Annotated in this window: 14 protein-coding genes and 1 pseudogene; 3 read left to right on the forward strand and 12 right to left on the reverse strand. The window is 69.5% G+C overall.

Annotation, left to right across the window (positions count from 1 at the left end):
• Window positions 1–415: 415 nt before the first annotated feature.
• The 3 genes from RM423_RS06200 to RM423_RS06210 all read right to left on the reverse strand — a co-directional run bounded on the left by RM423_RS06200 (window position 416) and on the right by RM423_RS06210 (window position 4,691).
• Window positions 416–1,678, reverse strand: coding sequence for an MFS transporter (locus RM423_RS06200; RefSeq protein ID WP_311422138.1), 1,263 nt, complete (start codon window positions 1,676–1,678; stop codon window positions 416–418).
• 167 nt (window positions 1,679–1,845) lie between these two features.
• On the reverse strand, window positions 1,846–3,039 hold the full coding sequence (locus RM423_RS06205) for a GGDEF domain-containing protein (protein ID WP_311422139.1): 1,194 nt from the start codon (window positions 3,037–3,039) through the stop codon (window positions 1,846–1,848).
• Window positions 3,040–3,425: 386 nt separating this feature from the next.
• A complete protein-coding gene (locus RM423_RS06210; RefSeq protein ID WP_311422140.1) occupies window positions 3,426–4,691 on the reverse strand; it encodes an MFS transporter in 1,266 nt (421 codons plus the stop codon).
• 103 nt (window positions 4,692–4,794) lie between these two features.
• Between RM423_RS06210 and RM423_RS06215 the strand changes: the two genes are divergently transcribed.
• The gene (locus tag RM423_RS06215; protein WP_311422141.1) at window positions 4,795–5,601 is read left to right on the forward strand and encodes a class I SAM-dependent methyltransferase; all 807 of its coding nucleotides are present in this window, start codon (window positions 4,795–4,797) and stop codon (window positions 5,599–5,601) included.
• Here the strand turns inward: RM423_RS06215 and tenA are convergent.
• A complete protein-coding gene (gene tenA / locus RM423_RS06220; RefSeq protein ID WP_311422142.1) occupies window positions 5,598–6,275 on the reverse strand; it encodes a thiaminase II in 678 nt (225 codons plus the stop codon). The genes RM423_RS06215 and tenA overlap by 4 nt on opposite strands.
• A gap of 103 nt (window positions 6,276–6,378) precedes the next feature.
• Here tenA and RM423_RS25435 point away from each other — a divergent pair.
• Window positions 6,379–7,044: pseudogene (locus tag RM423_RS25435) on the forward strand (NAD(P)-binding protein); the annotation flags it as partial.
• A gap of 19 nt (window positions 7,045–7,063) precedes the next feature.
• Here the strand turns inward: RM423_RS25435 and RM423_RS06230 are convergent.
• From RM423_RS06230 to RM423_RS06260, 7 genes are read right to left on the reverse strand one after another with little or no spacing between them, the layout of a single operon-like run.
• Complete coding sequence (locus RM423_RS06230; protein ID WP_311422143.1) at window positions 7,064–8,392, reverse strand: formimidoylglutamate deiminase; 1,329 nt, start codon at window positions 8,390–8,392, stop codon at window positions 7,064–7,066.
• The gene (locus RM423_RS06235) at window positions 8,389–9,645 is read right to left on the reverse strand and encodes an allantoate amidohydrolase (RefSeq protein ID WP_311422144.1); all 1,257 of its coding nucleotides are present in this window, start codon (window positions 9,643–9,645) and stop codon (window positions 8,389–8,391) included. The genes RM423_RS06230 and RM423_RS06235 overlap by 4 nt, the downstream gene beginning before the upstream one ends.
• Window positions 9,618–10,553 carry an ABC transporter substrate-binding protein gene (locus tag RM423_RS06240; RefSeq protein ID WP_311422145.1) on the reverse strand — a complete coding sequence of 312 codons (936 nt, stop codon included), beginning with the start codon at window positions 10,551–10,553 and terminating at the stop codon, window positions 9,618–9,620. The genes RM423_RS06235 and RM423_RS06240 overlap by 28 nt, the downstream gene beginning before the upstream one ends.
• Window positions 10,554–10,610: 57 nt before the next feature.
• Window positions 10,611–11,363 (reverse strand): ABC transporter permease, encoded by a 753-nt coding sequence (locus tag RM423_RS06245; RefSeq protein WP_311422146.1) that lies wholly within the window; start codon window positions 11,361–11,363, stop codon window positions 10,611–10,613.
• Complete coding sequence (locus tag RM423_RS06250) at window positions 11,360–12,007, reverse strand: ABC transporter permease (RefSeq protein WP_311422147.1); 648 nt, start codon at window positions 12,005–12,007, stop codon at window positions 11,360–11,362. Before RM423_RS06250 ends, RM423_RS06245 begins: the two co-directional genes overlap by 4 nt.
• Complete coding sequence (locus RM423_RS06255; protein ID WP_311422148.1) at window positions 12,004–13,131, reverse strand: ABC transporter ATP-binding protein; 1,128 nt, start codon at window positions 13,129–13,131, stop codon at window positions 12,004–12,006. The genes RM423_RS06250 and RM423_RS06255 overlap by 4 nt, the downstream gene beginning before the upstream one ends.
• Window positions 13,128–13,841: an IclR family transcriptional regulator gene (locus RM423_RS06260; protein WP_311422149.1), complete on the reverse strand. Its 714-nt coding sequence runs from the start codon at window positions 13,839–13,841 to the stop codon at window positions 13,128–13,130. Before RM423_RS06260 ends, RM423_RS06255 begins: the two co-directional genes overlap by 4 nt.
• 177 nt (window positions 13,842–14,018) lie before the next feature.
• Here RM423_RS06260 and RM423_RS06265 point away from each other — a divergent pair, with 177 nt between their 5' ends.
• Window positions 14,019–15,443, forward strand: a complete 1,425-nt coding sequence (locus RM423_RS06265; RefSeq protein ID WP_311422150.1) for an aromatic amino acid ammonia-lyase — start codon at window positions 14,019–14,021, stop codon at window positions 15,441–15,443.
• Here the strand turns inward: RM423_RS06265 and RM423_RS06270 are convergent.
• Window positions 15,396–15,539 carry a hypothetical protein gene (locus RM423_RS06270; protein WP_311422151.1) on the reverse strand — a complete coding sequence of 48 codons (144 nt, stop codon included), beginning with the start codon at window positions 15,537–15,539 and terminating at the stop codon, window positions 15,396–15,398. The genes RM423_RS06265 and RM423_RS06270 overlap by 48 nt on opposite strands.
• Between the last annotated feature and the right edge of the window lie 5 nt (window positions 15,540–15,544).

Here is a 15,544-nt window from a genome sequence, read left to right on the forward strand (position 1 = left end):
ACCAAACACAGATTAGACGTACCAGCGGGCAGTATCCCGCTAGGCACCCGCCGCTACGGAGGGGCGGAACGCCGAAAAGATACCGGGACCGTTCAAAAATTTGCCGAGAGGTGACCCATGCGTAACCACCAGTGGTGAACTCGCCCCCGACGCCATGATCGACACGCCACCAGCTAGAAGCGGAGAAGCCGATGACCAATCACCAGTGGTAACCAGCTGACCGAGCCACCACCCCAGGGTGCACAGCGATACCCGGGAGGAGCGAGACCCATGACCAACCACCAGTGGTAGTCGGTCGGAGCCATCAGGGCTCCCGTCCATGATCGTCAACTCGACGCCCACAAGCTGAGATGCACACAAGCTGACAGGAGCAGGACCCATGACCAACCACCAGTGGTAGTTCCGTCCGGATCTCTCAGTTGCTGAGCGACCGGGAACCGTCGTCAGCCTTGGCACGCCGGTCCATCCGGCACCAGGCAACCGTCAGCCAGCCGGCCAGCATCGCGGCCACCCCGCCGGCCCAGGCGACCGCGGGTGCGGGTCCCAGCCCGGCGGCAATGAAGCCGCCCAGCAGGATCCCGATTCCCTGTGAGGCCAGTAGGCCGGACGCGGCCACCCCGATCGCCTGAGCCCGCCGTTCGTCCGGCACCGCCCGGACGTAATCCGGGGCCACCTGCACCTGATAGGCGGCCCCGGCTCCGCTGATCGCCCAGAGGACGATCGAGAGGACCAGGCCGGGCCGGAAGGCACAGAGCGCCAGCGGAATACCGCCGGCTATCGCGATCGGACCGATCCACCGACTGCGCACGGCCGCGGGGACGAGTCGTACGAACAGGTACGTGCCCAGGGCGGTTCCCGCCGGACCGGCCGCCATCAACAGTCCCATTCCGACCGCGCCTGCACCGACCGAGCTGGCGTAGGCAGGTGCGATGCCCTCGGGGACGACGTACAGGCCGAGCAGCCAGGAGAAGGCCAGCAAGGTGCGCAGCTTGGGCTGCCGCGCCACCAGCCGGATGGCCGCCGCGATGGAGGCGAGGTAGCTCTGCTCCGGCTCCCCCGTCGCGGTGCCGAGCCGGGGAACGGGCCGGGGCCTGACCCCGACAGTGATCAGCAGCGCCGACACGGCAAAGGTCACCGCATCGACACCCAGGCCCGCGTGCGGTCCGATGATGGCCACGGCGACGCCGCCACCGGCGAAACCCGCCAGCTGGGCCATCTGATTGGTGATTGTCCGCAGGCCGGTCGCGACGACATAGCGTTCGCCGTCCAGCAGATCCGGCAGCAGCGCCGACTCCGCCGCGCTGAACGGCGAGCCCGCGAGCACGGCCAGCACCAGCAGCACAGAAACCGCCCACACAGGCAGCGCCGGAATGGCCATCAAACCGAGCAACCCGGCACGCAGGACGTCGCAGCCGATCATGACGCGCCGGCGCGGCATTCGGTCGGCGATGCCTGCCAGCATCGCTCCGCCCACCAGCGCCGGTAGGAATGTCAGGGCGTAGGTCAGGGCGGTCAGTACCGAGGAGGACGTCCGCTCGAAGACCAGCACCGACAGCGCCACCCGGGCGAGTTGGTCCCCGGCCATCGACTGGGCATCAGCGATCCACAGCGACCGGTACTCCCGGTTCCGGAGCACGTCGCGGAAGGACACCCGCCCGCTGGTGATGACGTCAGCCATGTGAGCGCAGACCTCACTTCCGATGTGTGGTGGCCACCGTCCGGCGGCCTACTTCCGGCCATAGCGCGGCCGGGCACGAGTGGGTAGTGGACGTGGCCGGGTACCGGTGTCGGGTCGCAAACCCGACAGCAGCGCGCCGGCGAAGGAACGTAGAGCGGAGGTACGGGCTACCGAGCAGACACCTCGACGCGGTTGCGGCCGCAGTGCTTGGCGGCGTACATGGCTGAGTCGGCCGCGTGCAGCAGATCCTCGACGGTGCTCCCGTGCGCCGGGTAGCAGGCGATGCCAATTGAGCCGGACAGCTCGGTGATCGGCGGCTCACCGTCGTGACGTGGCACTTCCAGCGCGCCGATTCGCTCACGGATGCGCTCGGAGATCGCCACCGCGGCCGCCTGGTCGACGTCGGAGAGAACCGCCACGAACTCCTCGCCACCGAAGCGGCCGATCGCGTCGTAGCGGCGCATCTCTTCGGCGAGGCAGCCGGCTACCGCCCGCAGCACGGCGTCGCCGGCGATGTGACCGTAGGTGTCGTTCACGCGCTTGAAGTTATCCATGTCGATGATCAGCACCGCCGCGGACTGGTGTTCGCGCTCAGCCCTGGCCAGCTCGCGCTGAGCCAGGTGCTGCCACGTCGCCGCGTTCAGCAGACCGGTCTTCCCGTCCGTCGTGGCGGCGATCTCGAGCTGCTTGGTGAGCACGCTGCGCTGCAGCACGAACATCGGCGGGACGACCAGGATCGTCAGCAGCGGTTCGCTCAAGAGAGCGGCGGCGGTGAGACCGCCCAGGCAGAGGGTCGCCGCCTCGAGTGACAGGTCCTGCCAGTTGTCCGACAGCTCGCGCAGGCGCTGCGGTCGGACCGCCAGGTAGATAGCGGCGAACAGCACGCCGGTGTTCACCACCGCGTACGCCAGCATCGCCGTGGCAACGCTCGCCAGCATGATCAGCGCGGGGCTCAGCACGCCACCGTGTGCGTTCCACAGCATGAGGGCTGCCCGGGCGGCGAAGCAGGAGCCGATGACAACCGCGGCGCCGAACACCTGCCGGTACGCGCGCATGCCGATGTCGCGATCGCGGCGCGCCCAGGAGTAGCCCAGGACGGCCACGCACAACAAGGCGGCCTCAGCGGGCGGCAGCACCACCGCGCCGGCGAAGGTCCAGACCGAGGTCATGTCGACGTGGCCGTAGCCGGCCAACCGAACCCGCAGCCGGGACACCCGGGTAGAGATCTCTTCGAATACGACGCACAGGCCCAGCAACAGCGCGAGCCTGGAGTAGTCGAACCATCTCGGCTGCGTGGTGGCGACCAGAGTCACCATCGTGGTGAGCACCAGCACGTCGACGGACAGAACGAACGCCTGCATGGCCCGTGGAGTGGACCAGAGATCCCACGAACCTATCCTTGCTGCCGGCGAAAGCTTTGCGCCGCGTGCTGTGCGAGACATACTGACACTCCTACGTATTCAGCCGAAGGTAGTGGATAGACGGCACATTGTCATCGGCCTGCGGCAAACCAACGAACTTGGACGGCGCAGCACGTAGCGGTTGCACGCTGAAGCCCATTTCCGGAAGGCAACCGCACAAGTCCGCACATGATCCAAATGCACACGAACAGGGAGGTGCGCCATGCTCGGCAACGTCCGCTGGCCGTAAGTCATCGCTCGAACACTAACCGGAAACCGCCGGAGAGGAGGAAGTCGATGCTCAGCAACGTCCGCTGGCCGTAGGCCACCACGTCCACCCCACGCGCTCAACTCTCGGCCGAAGTCACCGGTGCCGGATCAGCGAGTTCGACATCCCGGCTCGCCCGCGCCCACGACGACGTCAGACCGAGCGCGAACACCGCACCCAGTGCCCCCGCGCCGGCTACGGCCCACTCGGTTCCCCACCTCCCCGCGACAAAGCCGCCCAGCAGTACCCCCAGTCCCTGGACGGCCAGCAGTCCGGATGAGGCGATGCCCACTGCCTGACCGCGTTGGGAGTCGGGAACCGTCCGCATGAACTCGGCGATGACCTGTACCTGGTAGGCGAAGCAGAGCCCGCTCACGGCCCACAGCACCACCGACGCCGTGATACCCGGCGTCCCCGCGCACAGCACCAGCGGGACGCCCGCGACGGCCGCCAAGGGGCCCATCCAGCGCGGGCGTGCCTGCGCCCGCACGCAGCGCAGGAAGAGGTAGGTGCCTAGCGCTGTGCCCGCGGGCATTGCGGCCATCAGCAGGCCGACCGCCGTCGCTCCACCGCCGAGCACGTCGGCGTACGGCGCGGCGACGCCCTCCGGAACGACGTACAACCCGGCCAGCCACGCCATGGCCAGCAGCGTGCGCAGCTTGCGATTGCGCCAGATGAGCCGGACGCCTCCGGTGAACGAGGACAGCATTCCGGTGTTCGGGGGATGCTCATGGCCTTCGGTGGCCACCGAGTACGGCGCCGGCCGCGCGTGCACGCCGGCCATGATCAGCAGGGCCGAGAGCGCGAAGGTGGCGGCATCCACAGCCAGTCCGGCGCGCGCTCCGATCGCGGCGATCACGATCCCGCCACCGGCGAACCCCGCCAACTGCGACAGCTGGTTGGTGATGGTGCGCAGCCCGGTCGCCACCACGTAGTGCTCGCCGTCGAGGATGTCGGGCACCAGGGCGGAATCGGCGGCACTGAACGGGGCGTCGACCAGGACCACGAGGATGAGCAGGCCACCCAACAGCCACAGCGACATCCCGGGTAGCGCCATCAATCCGACCAGGACCACCCGGACCAGGTCGCAGCCGACCAGAACGCGCCGGCGCGGCAGCCGGTCGGCCAGGCCGGAGAGCAGCACCCCGCCGATCAGGGCCGGCAGGAACGTCAGCGCGTAGGCCAGCGCGGTGAGCACGGCCGAGGCGGTTCGCTCGAACACCAGGACGGACAGGGCCACCCGGGCCAGCTGGTCACCGGCGGCGGACTGTGCGTCGGCCAGCCACAGCACCCGGAACTCACGCACCCGGAGCACGTCAGCGAAGGTGATCCGATCGCTGGCCACGCCTACCACACTTCCTGCCACACTTCCTGATGCCCGATATGACCTCCTACGGTAGCTGGCTGCACTCCGCTTTGGGGCATCGGCACCGATAACGTGGCCATCTGTGAAGAGACAACCCCGGCTGGCTGCCGGGCGGGCGCGGGCACTCGGCCTGCCCACCCGAGGAACTACCAACCCGAACCGACTTCGCCGGATGGACAACTGGATGGCGTTCGCGCTGCGCGATCGGCTGCGGCTCGCCGGGGACCCGCTGGTCATAGACCTCGGTTACGGCGACAGCCCGATCACCGCGGTCGAGTTGCTGACCCGGTTGCAGCCGGTCCGATCCGACGTGACGGTGCTCGGTCTGGAGATCGATCCGGATCGGGTGGCCGCGGCACTGCCCGCGACCCGTCCCGGCCTCAGCTTCGAGCGGGGTGGCTTCGAGCTCGCCGGCCGGCGCCCGGTGATCGTCCGCGCGGCCAATGTGCTGCGCCAGTACCCCGAGCCCTCGGTTGCCGGGTACTGGCAGACGATGCAGGTGGCACTGGAGCCGGGTGGCGTGATCGTCGAGGGAACCTGTGACGAGGTCGGACGGCGTGCCAGCTGGGTGCTGCTGGACGCGACCGGCCCCCTGACGCTGACACTGTGCTGCAAGGTGGACGCCATCGAGCGGCCGTCGGACCTGGCCGAGCGGCTGGTCAAGGCCCTGATCCACCGCAACGTCGCCGGCGAGCCGATCCACGCGCTGCTGCGCGCCATGGACGCGGCCTGGGACCTGCACGCACCGCTGGCAGCCTTCGGCGCTCGGCAGCGCTGGCAGGCCATGTGCGTCGAGGTCGCCGGCCGGTGGCCGGTGCTCAGCCCGCCGGCGCGGCACCGCCTCGGCGAGCTGACCGTCGCCTGGACCGCGGTGGCGCCGGGAAGCTAGCGGGCGAGTTCGGCGGGCCAGCTTTCCTGCCGCCAGGCCGCGTCCCAGAACAGCCACTCGTACGTCGAGGTGGTGACGACATGCTCGGTGCAGCGGGCCCGCTCCGAGTCCGAGAGTCGCTCACCCAGCCGGTCCACGATCCGCAGCACGCGCTCGACGGTGAGCTGGAACTCCTCGCCGCCGTAGGTGGCGATCCAGCGCTGGAAGAGCGGCTCGGGCGACCCCTCGGCCAGCAGCGCCTCGCCGACCCGGGCGTAGATCCAGTAGCAGGGCAGCACCACGGCGACGGCCTCGGCGAACGAGCCCTGGTGCGCGGTCCGCAGCAGGTACGAGGTGTAGGCCAGCGTGGTCGGCAGCACCGGAGTGGCCGCCACCTGCTCCGGGCTCAGGCCGAAGTCCGCGACGAAACCCGCGTGCAGGCTGCGCTCGACGGTGATGGCACCAGCCGCGTCGGCGCTGAACAGCACGATCGCGTCCTCGTCGTCGCCCTTCGCGCCGGTGATCGCCAGTGCCCGGGCGTAGTCGCGCAGGTAGTGGGCATCCTGCAGGACGTAGTGCTGGAACACCGGGGCCGGCAGCGACCCGTCGGTGAGGCCCGTGACGAACGGATGCTCCAGGATCGCCGCGTAGATATGCTCGATCTCGTTCCACAACTGGTCCCGGTAACGGCTCACCGGGCTACCCTATTCGGTGGCGTGATTCGGTGACGTGGACATCGCACCCGCGCTGCTGCATGGTGTGGCCACCGGAACACCATCAGTCAGTCGGGAGTGCGGTTTGCCAGCACAGCGGGAGCGGCCGGACGGGTTCGACTACGCCGTCGTGGTCATCGGCTCCGGCTTCGGCGGCAGCGTCACCGCGCTGCGGCTGACCGAGAAGGGCTACCAGGTCGGCGTCCTGGAGGCGGGCCAGCGCTTCGGCCCGCACAACCTGCCCTCGAACTCCTGGGATCTGCGCAACTTCCTGTGGGCACCCAAGCTCGGGCTCAAGGGCATGCAGCGCATCCACCTGCTGAAGAACGTCGTCATCCTGGCAGGCGCGGGGGTCGGCGGCGGTTCGCTCAACTACGCCAACACGCTGTACGAACCGGCCCTGCCGTTCTTCGCCGATCCGCAGTGGGCTCACATCACCGACTGGCACGCCGAGCTGGCGCCGTTCTACGCCCAGGCCAAGCGGATGCTGGGCGTCGTTCCCAATCCGACGATGACCCCGGCCGACATCGAGATGAAGCGGCTGGCCGAGCAGTTCGGCAGGGGGCACACCTTCGGTCTCGCGCCGGTCGGGGTGTCCTTCGGCCGGGACGGTGTCAAGGAGCCGGGCAGGACGGTCCCCGACCCGTTCTTCGGCGGCGCCGGTCCCGAGCGCACCGGATGCATCGAGTGCGGCGAGTGCATGACCGGCTGTCGGCACGGCGCCAAGAACACCCTCAACACGAACTACCTGAGCCGCATCATCGAACCGGCTAGCGCCAGAGCGGTTCGATGGCCTCGCGCAACAGGGCGCCGATGTCGCCGAGGACGTGCCGACCGCCCGAGACCACGACACGGCCGTCCACCAGCACGGTATCCACATCGGTCGCTCCGGCGGCCAGGATCGCCTGCTCGGGCAAGGCACCTGCCGTCCGGACGGTGTCGAGCCTGAGCGCCACCAGGTCCGCGCGCTGCCCGACCGCCAACCTGCCGGTGTCGGACCAGCCGAGACTTGCGTGCCCGGCCGCCGTGAGCGAGTCCACCAGCGCGGGCAGCGGAAACCGGCCGCGCCGCAACGAGGCCAGCCGATCGTTCATCTCCAGTGCCCGGACCTCTTCGAGCAGGTCCACCATCGCGTTCTGGTCGCTGCCCAGGGTGAGCCGCGCCCCGGCTGCGGAAAGCTCGGAGGCCGGCCCGATGCCGTCGGCGAGGTCGCGCTCGGTGGTCGGGCAGAAGCTGATGTTGGTGGCGGTGTCGCCATAGCGGCGGATGTCCGAGGCGCTCAGATGGGTGGCGTGCACGGCGGTGTGCAGCGGCCCCAGAAAGCCGGATCGCGCCAGCAGCTCGGTAGGCGTGCAGCCGTGCGCGGCGAGGGTCGCCTCGTTCTCGGCCGGTTGCTCGGAGACGTGGGCGTGCAGCGGTCTTTGCCGAGCCCAGCTCACCACCTCGGCAAGCTGGTCGGCCGGCACCGCGCGCACCGAGTGGATCGCCGCGCCGATCCGCGCGGTATCCGACTCCGCAATGGTGAGCGCGCTGACGCGCTGTCGCCAGCGCGCCGCCGACCCGTCGCTGAACCGTCGCTGCACGTCGTCCAGGCCCAGGTAGCCCGCCGCGCCGAGGCCGCCGCTCAGATAGCACGCGTCCAGCAGGGTGATCCTGATTCCGGCCGCTCCGGCCGCGGCGATCAGGGCGCGGCCGAAGGCATTCTCGTCGGCGTAACCGCTGCCGTCGAGGCGATGGTGCAGGTAATGGAACTCCCCCACGCTCGTGACGCCGGCCAGCGCCATCTCGGCGTACACCGCGGTGGCCAGCCGCTGGTAGGACTCCGGCTCCAGCATCCGCGCCAGGGCGTACATCCGCTCGCGCCAGGTCCAGAAGGTGCCGCCACCGTCGTGCGTGCGGCCCCGCAGCGCCCGGTGGAACGCGTGTGAATGGGTATTGGCGAATCCGGGCAGCACGAGGCCCGGCAAGCGCTGATCACCTTCGACGACAGGGGCATCGCGTTCCACGCGGACCCACCGGCCGCCGCCGGCAACCAGCCGCACGCGCTCGGCGACGCCACCGTCCAGCCAGGCGTGGCCGGCCCAGTAGGCGGTGGTCACCGCACGGTCGCCGGTGGCCCGGCCAGCTCGGCGACCACTGCCGCGAGCGCGTCCACACCACGGTGGCAGTCGTCGGTCTCGGCGTGTTCCACCGGGGAGTGCGAGACACCAGTGGGGTTGCGGACGAACAGCATGGTGGTCGGCACGCCGGCGTTGGCGAGGATGCCGGCGTCATGGCCCGCCCCGGTGCTCAGTACGGGGGCATCGGGCAGCACCGCACGCACCCGGTCGCTCAGGCCGGCGTCGAAGACGGTGCTGTCGGTCCAGGACTCCAGCTCCAGCGATCCATCCGCAGCCGTCGCGAGACCGGCCAGCTCGTCGACGACCGCGCGCACCGCGTCCGGGTCGGCACCCCGGGCGTCCAGCCAGGCTGTGACGTGCGAGGCGATCGCGTTCACCCCGTTCGGCTGGATCGAAACCTTGCCCATGGTGGCCACCGAACCGTGCCGCTGCGCTGCCTGCCGGGCGGCCAGGATCAGCTCGGCGCAGGCCAGCATCGGATCGTGGCGATCAACCAGCCGAGTCGTGCCCGCGTGGTTCGCCTCCCCGGGCAACTCGATCCGCCACCGGCCGTGCGGCCAGATCTGCGACGACACCGCGACGGGTTGGCCGAGGTCGATCAGGCCCCGGCCCTGCTCCACGTGCAGTTCCACGAAACAGCCGATGCGGCCGAGGGTTTCGTCATCGGCGCCGACCTGCGTCGGGTCGAAGCCGGCACCGGACATCGCGTCCGCCAGGCTCGTTCCGTCCGCGTCGCGCAGCGCTCGTGCCCGGTCCGCGGACAGCGCACCGGTGATCAGGCGCGAGCCGGCGCAGGCAATGCCGAACCGGGCGCCCTCCTCGTCGCCGAAGTTGACGACCGCGATCGGCCGGGACGGCGCGAAGCCCTGTGCGCGCAACGAGTCCAGTGCCGCGAAGGATGACACCACGCCGAGCGGGCCGTCGAAGGCGCCACCATCGGGAACGGAGTCCAGGTGGCTGCCGATCACCACGCCACCACCGGGCACGCTGGCGGGGTTCCCCCACCACGCCCACTGGTTGCCTGCCCGGTCCCGCACCACGTCCAGACCGCGGCGGCCGGCTTCGGCGGTGAACCACTCGCGCAGCGTGGAATCCACCGTGGTCCAGGCGAAGCGCCGGTAGCCACCGGTGGCGGCCGCCCGTCCGACCGGCGTGAGCTCGGCCCACATCCGATCGAACGACGCCGCACCGGCCACCGGCTGGCTCAGCTGAGGCCCGCCGTCGAGAGCCACGCCTTGGCCACGGTGACCGGGTTCTGCTTGTTCAGCGCCACCTTCTCGTTCAGCTGCACCAGGTCATCGGTGGTCAGCTTGGCCGATACCGCATCCAGCGCCGACTTCACGGTGTCCGACGCCTTCTTGCTGTTGATCAGCGGCACCACGTTCTGCGCGGTGTACAGGTTCTTCGGGTCGGCCAGCGCAACCCACTGGTTCTTGGCGATCAGCGGGTCGGTGGTGAAGACGTCACCGGCGTCGATCTGGCCGTTCTTGAGGGCGTTCTGGGTCAGCGGGCCACCGGCGTCGAGCTTCTTGAAGGACTTGAAGGTCACGCCGTAGGTCTTCTGCAGCCCGGGAATCCCGTCTGCGCGGGTCTGGAACTCCGGCGGCGCGCCGAGGGTGAGCTTGTTCGCCACCGCCGCCAGGTCCGCGATCGACTTCAGGTTGTACTTGCCGGCCGTGTCCTTGGTGACGACGATCGCGTCCTTGTCCTCGGCCGGGGACTGGGTGAGGACGGTGAGCGGTGCGGTGGTCGCCTTCTGCAGCGCGCTGTACACCTCGTCCGAGCTGACCGCGGTGGCCTTCTTGTCGAAGTACTGCAGCAGGACGCCGGAGTATTCCGGAATGAGGTCGATGGAACCGTCCTTGAGCGCCGGGATGTAGGTCTCCCGGCTTCCGATATTGAGCTTGGTGGTGACCTTGACGCCCTTGGCCTTCAACGCCTCGGCGTAGATGTCGGCAAGCACGACGTTCTCCTGGAAGTTGGCGGAGCCGACCACGATCGTGTCGGTGGGAGCGGCCGAACCGGCGCCCGCGCCGGCAGATGTTCCGGTCGAGGTCGGGTCGGAGCTGCCGCCGCAGGCGGCCAGCGCCAGCAGGCTCGCGCCGACCACGGCCGTGGCCAGGGTGCGTAGAGGGTTCATCTTCCAGCTCTCCTATCGATTTTATGGAGATCCTACCGATCATGCCGGTAGTCCGGTTCAGGTTGTGGGCGACGCCGCGATCAGCGCCTTCTGCGCGGAGGAGTCCACGACGACCTTGCGCGAGTAACGGCCCGTGATGCCGCGCGAAACGGCGTATCGCTGAATCAGCGCAAGAAGGAAGTCGATCGCCAGGGCCAGCACGGCGACGAGTACCGCGCCGGAGGCCATCTGCGGATAGTCCTGCTGCGCCAGCCCGTCGATCAGGTAGCGCCCCAGACCGCCGAGCGCGACGTAGGCGGTGACGGTCGCGGTCGCGATCACCTGCAGGAAGGAGCTGCGGATTCCGGAGAAGATCAGCGGCAGCGCGTTGGGCAGCTCGACCCGCCAGAGGACCTCTGAACCGCGCATCCCCATCCCCCGGGCCGCATCGCGCACGGCCGGATCGACGGCGTCCACTCCGGCGTAGGTGTTGGTGAGCATCGACGGGATGGCCAGCAGAATAAGTACGATCTCGCTCGGGAGAAGATACGGGGCCTGACCCGTGCTGTGGATATGCGGCGAGATGAGGATGACGAAGAAGGTCAGCAAGCCGACCGTCGGCAGCGCCCGGAACGAGTTCGCGATCGCCACCACGATGAAGCTGCCCCGGCCGGTGTGCCCGATGAGCAGGCCGAGCGGCACCGCGATGGCGGCAGCGATGATCAGCGCGATCAGTGAATACTGCAGATGCTCCTTGAGATGGGTGGGAACGCCGTCCGCACCGTGCCAATGTGCCGAAGCAGAAAGCCACTTCGCGATGTCGTTGATCACGAGGCACCCACCGCCCGACGCCAAGGGGTGAGCAGCCGGGCGAGAAGCTGGATCACCGTGTCGAAGATGAGGGCGAGGGCGACCGACAGGATGATGCCGAGCACGATCGGCGTCTGGTACGACAGCTGGAACCCGTTGGTGAAGAGCTGGCCGAGTTCCGGCACGCCGATCAGCGCGGACACCGACACCAGGCTGACGTTGGACACCGCGGCCACCCGCAGGCCCGCCGCGATCACCGGCACCGCGATCGGCAGCTCGACCCGCATCAGCCGGCCCACCCGGCGGTAGCCCATGGCTGTGGCCGCCTGCAGCACCTCGCCCGGAACGGCCGCCAGACCATCGGCGACCACCCGCACCATCAGCGCGACGGTGTAGATCGTCAGCGCCACCACGACGTTGCTGGGATCGAGGATCTTGGTCTTGAGCAGTCCGGGAAGCAGGATGAACAGCGCCAGGGACGGGATCGTGTAGAGCAGACCGGCGACGGTGACCAGCGGCGGATAGGCCCACCGGTAGCGCCGGGCCAGCCAGCCGAGCGGCAGGGCGATGATCAGCCCGAACACCAGCGGCAGCGCGGACAGCCGGGCATGCCAGCCCAACCAGCTCACGATCTCACCCTGATTGTCACGGAAATACTGGATCATTGGGCGCCACCGACCGGCTCTTGGGTGCGGCCGGATTCGTCGCGGTGCTCGATCAGGACGAGCACCTCGGCCGCGGTGACGGTGCCCAGCAGCCGCCCGCTCTCGTCGGCGATCACGCCGCGGCCGGTCGGTGAGGACAGGCAGGCGTCCAGCGCCGAGCGAAGAGAGCCGCCCTGCTGAGCCACAGTTCCGCCGCGGTGCAGCAGATTCTCGGTGACGGTGCCCTCGCCGGGCTTGAGATCGCTCAGCCGCAGCCAGCCCTGTGGCGCTCCCCGGTCGTCCACGGCGAGCAGCCAGCCGTCGCGTGAGTCGCTTCCGGTTACCGGCCCGTTCATCGCGATCGTCGGCTCGGGGTGAGTGGCGAGCTGCCCGGCGCTGGTGAATCCCAAGGCCCGGTAACCGCGATCGCGACCGACGAAGCCGGCGACGAAGGCGTCCACCGGGCGGTTGAGCAGGTCCGCTGGAGCCGCCACCTGCGCGAGCTGGCCACCGACCCGCATCACCGCGACCTGGTCGCCCAGTTTGATGGCCTCGTCGATGTCGTGCGTGACGAACACGATGGTCTTGCCCAGCTCGCCCTGCAGCCGGAGGAACTCGTCCTGCAGCTGATCGCGTACGACTGGATCGACCGCGCTGAACGGCTCATCCATCAACATCACCGGGGGATCCGCCGCCAACGCCCGAGCCACTCCGACCCGCTGCTGCTGACCACCGGACAGCTGCGCGGGATAGCGGTCGGCGAAGTGCGCGGGCAGGCCGACCCGCTCCAGCAGTTCCCGGGCGCGGGAGCGGGCCTTCTTGCGGTCCCAGCCGAGCAGGTACGGCACCGTGGCGACGTTGTCGAGAACGGTGCGGTGCGGGAACAGGCCGGCATGCTGGATGACGTAGCCGATTCCGCGGCGCAGCTCGTGGGTCGGCACGGTGGCGGTGTCGCGGTCGTCCAGCCAGATGGTGCCCGAGGTCGGGTCGATCATCCGGTTGATCATCCGCAGCGAGGTGGTCTTTCCGCAGCCGGACGGCCCGACGAATACGGTGATCTGGCCGGACGGCGCCACCAGGTCCAGGGTGTCGACGGCGACCGTGCCATCCGGGTACTGCTTGGATACCGAGTCGAATCGGATCACGCGCGGGTCACTCCTCTGCCGGTCGAGGACAACGCCTCGAAGTGAGCGGACAGGCCTGCTGCCTCATCATGGAGCATCGCACCGTAGTGCCGCATTGTTTCATCGCTTATCCGGTAGGTCGGCCCGACCAGGCTCACGGCGCCGGCGACTCCGTCGGGTCGCCGGATCGGGGCGGCGATCGAGGTGACGTCCGGTTCCACCGCCGAGCGAAGGGCGACGTAGCCGAGGTCCCCGACGTCCCCGCGCAGCGCGGCACCGACGGCGCTGGCCCGCAGCGGCACCGTGCGCCCCACCCAGCTGGTGTGCCGGATGGCGTGGGTTCCCTCGACGACCGCCAGGTACAGCGCCGTGTCCCCCGGACCGCGGACCGCGAGATAAGCCGACTCTCCGGTCGCGAGTACCACCCGCTCGAGACAGGGCTGCGCGATCTTGCTGAGGTGGTTCCTGCCCAGGGCGGCCGCACCGAGCTGCAGCAGCCGCGGGCCGGCGCCGAACAGGCCGTCCGCGTCCCGGGTGACGAAGTCGGAGTTCTCCAGCGTGCGCAGCAGCCGTAGCGCCGTGCTGGTCGGGATCTCGGCGCGCCGGGCGCAATCCGACAGCGCGATGGATCCCTGCGCGCAGACCTCGGCGAGCAGGTCCAGCGCCCGCTCCACAGCTCGGGTGGAGGACAGCGTCGGCACGGAGGGAGCGTGCTCCACCGAATTGGCCATCCGCCCTCCCCGATGTGTTGACTTTCCCGAGATCTTGCTACTGAATGGCACTAGCTTTTCATCTGTTGGATGGTGCCGCACCGCGCAGTTCCGCGGAAGACCGCTGCGGTCCCCGTCCGGGCGCGTTTATCGGATCGTTACTCCGGCTCGCTGGGGTGGGCTGAATGGCAGGATTGTGTGATCGACATAGATGGCCAGCACCTCACGTCGGATCAGATCGCCGCGGCCGCGGAGGGGCCGCTGAACGTCAAGGTTACCCACGACGCTCTCGAAGCGGTGCGGCGATCGCATGCCGAAGCGGTTCGGGCCGCCCGGCAACGTCCCATCTACGGCCTCACGACCGGGGTCGGCGCGAACCGGCTGATCGACGTGGAACCGGACACCGAAGGCGCGCAGGCGCTGCTGCGCAGCCACGCGACCTCGGCCGGTCCGCCGCGTTCGGCCGCCCGGGTCCGGGCCATGCTGCTGATCCGGCTCAACCAGCTGTGCGCCGGCGGTGCCGGGCTGCGGCCGGTGATCGTCGAGGCCCTGGAACGCATGGTCAACACCGACACCCTGCCGACGATCCGGGAGTTCGTCGGGATCGGGACGGCGGAGCTGTCGGCCCTCGCCACCACGGCACTCGCACTGCAGGGCCGCTCGCTGCTGTCCGAGCATCCCGAGCTGGTGTTCGGGCCGCACGACGCGCTGCCGTTCATCTCCAGCAATGCGGCGGCGCTGGCGGACGCGGCACTGGCGGCCCGCTGCTTCGACACGACGGCCCGGGCCGCGCTGATCGTCGCCGCCCTGAGCTTCGCCGCCGTCCGCGGCAACTCCGAGGCGTACGCGCCGCCGGTCGAGCGCGCCACCCCGATGCCAGGGGCCCGGACGACCTGCCGGGTGATGCGCTACCTGGTCGGCTCGCCGGAGCCCGCCCGCATCCAGGACCCGTACGGCCTGCGGGCACTTCCCCAGGGACACGGCATCCTGCTCGATGCCCTGTCGACGTTGCGAAGCACCATCGAGGCCTACGCCAACGCACCGTCGGAGAACCCGTCGATCCTGGCCGACGGCTCTGTCGCGCATCACGGCGGCTTCCACGCCGGCTACCTCGCGCTGACGTGTGACACCGCCGCCATCGCCGCCGTCCAGTCCGGGCAGCTTGCCCTGAACCGGCTGACCTATGTCAGCGAGCCGAATCACACCGGCCTGGAGCCCTTTCTCGGTGACGGCACCCCGGGGGCGTCCGGGGTGATGGTGGTCGAGTACGTGGCGGCGACGGCGCTGGGTGACCTGCGTGCCGCGGCGGCCCCGGCCTCGACGCAGAGCATCACCCTCTCGCGCGGCATCGAGGACACCGCCAGCTTCGCCTCGCTGGCGGCGCGGCAGCTGTTCACGGCCTCGGACCGGTACCAACTGCTGGTCGCCTGTGAGCTGGTGGCGGCCCTGCGTGCGGTCCGGATGAGCGCCCCGGTGCTGACCGGCCCGCAGCAGCAGGCGGTGGACGCGTGCGCCGAACTCTCAGCCGTGCTGGATGACCGAGACCTCACCGGCGACCTGGAAGTGGCGCAGCGACTACTGCCCTCGCTCGCCGAACTCGTCGACGATCGGGTGCTCGGCTGACGCGCCCTCGCGGACGGACACGGCCAGCGCCAGACAGATCACGCCGACAACGCACAGCAGCGCCGCCCACCACGGCATCCGTCGCATCCATCCCATGAACC

This window comes from Jatrophihabitans lederbergiae, from assembly GCF_031845305.1.
In the GTDB taxonomy this organism is placed as follows: Bacteria; Actinomycetota; Actinomycetes; order Mycobacteriales; family Jatrophihabitantaceae; genus Jatrophihabitans_A; species Jatrophihabitans_A lederbergiae.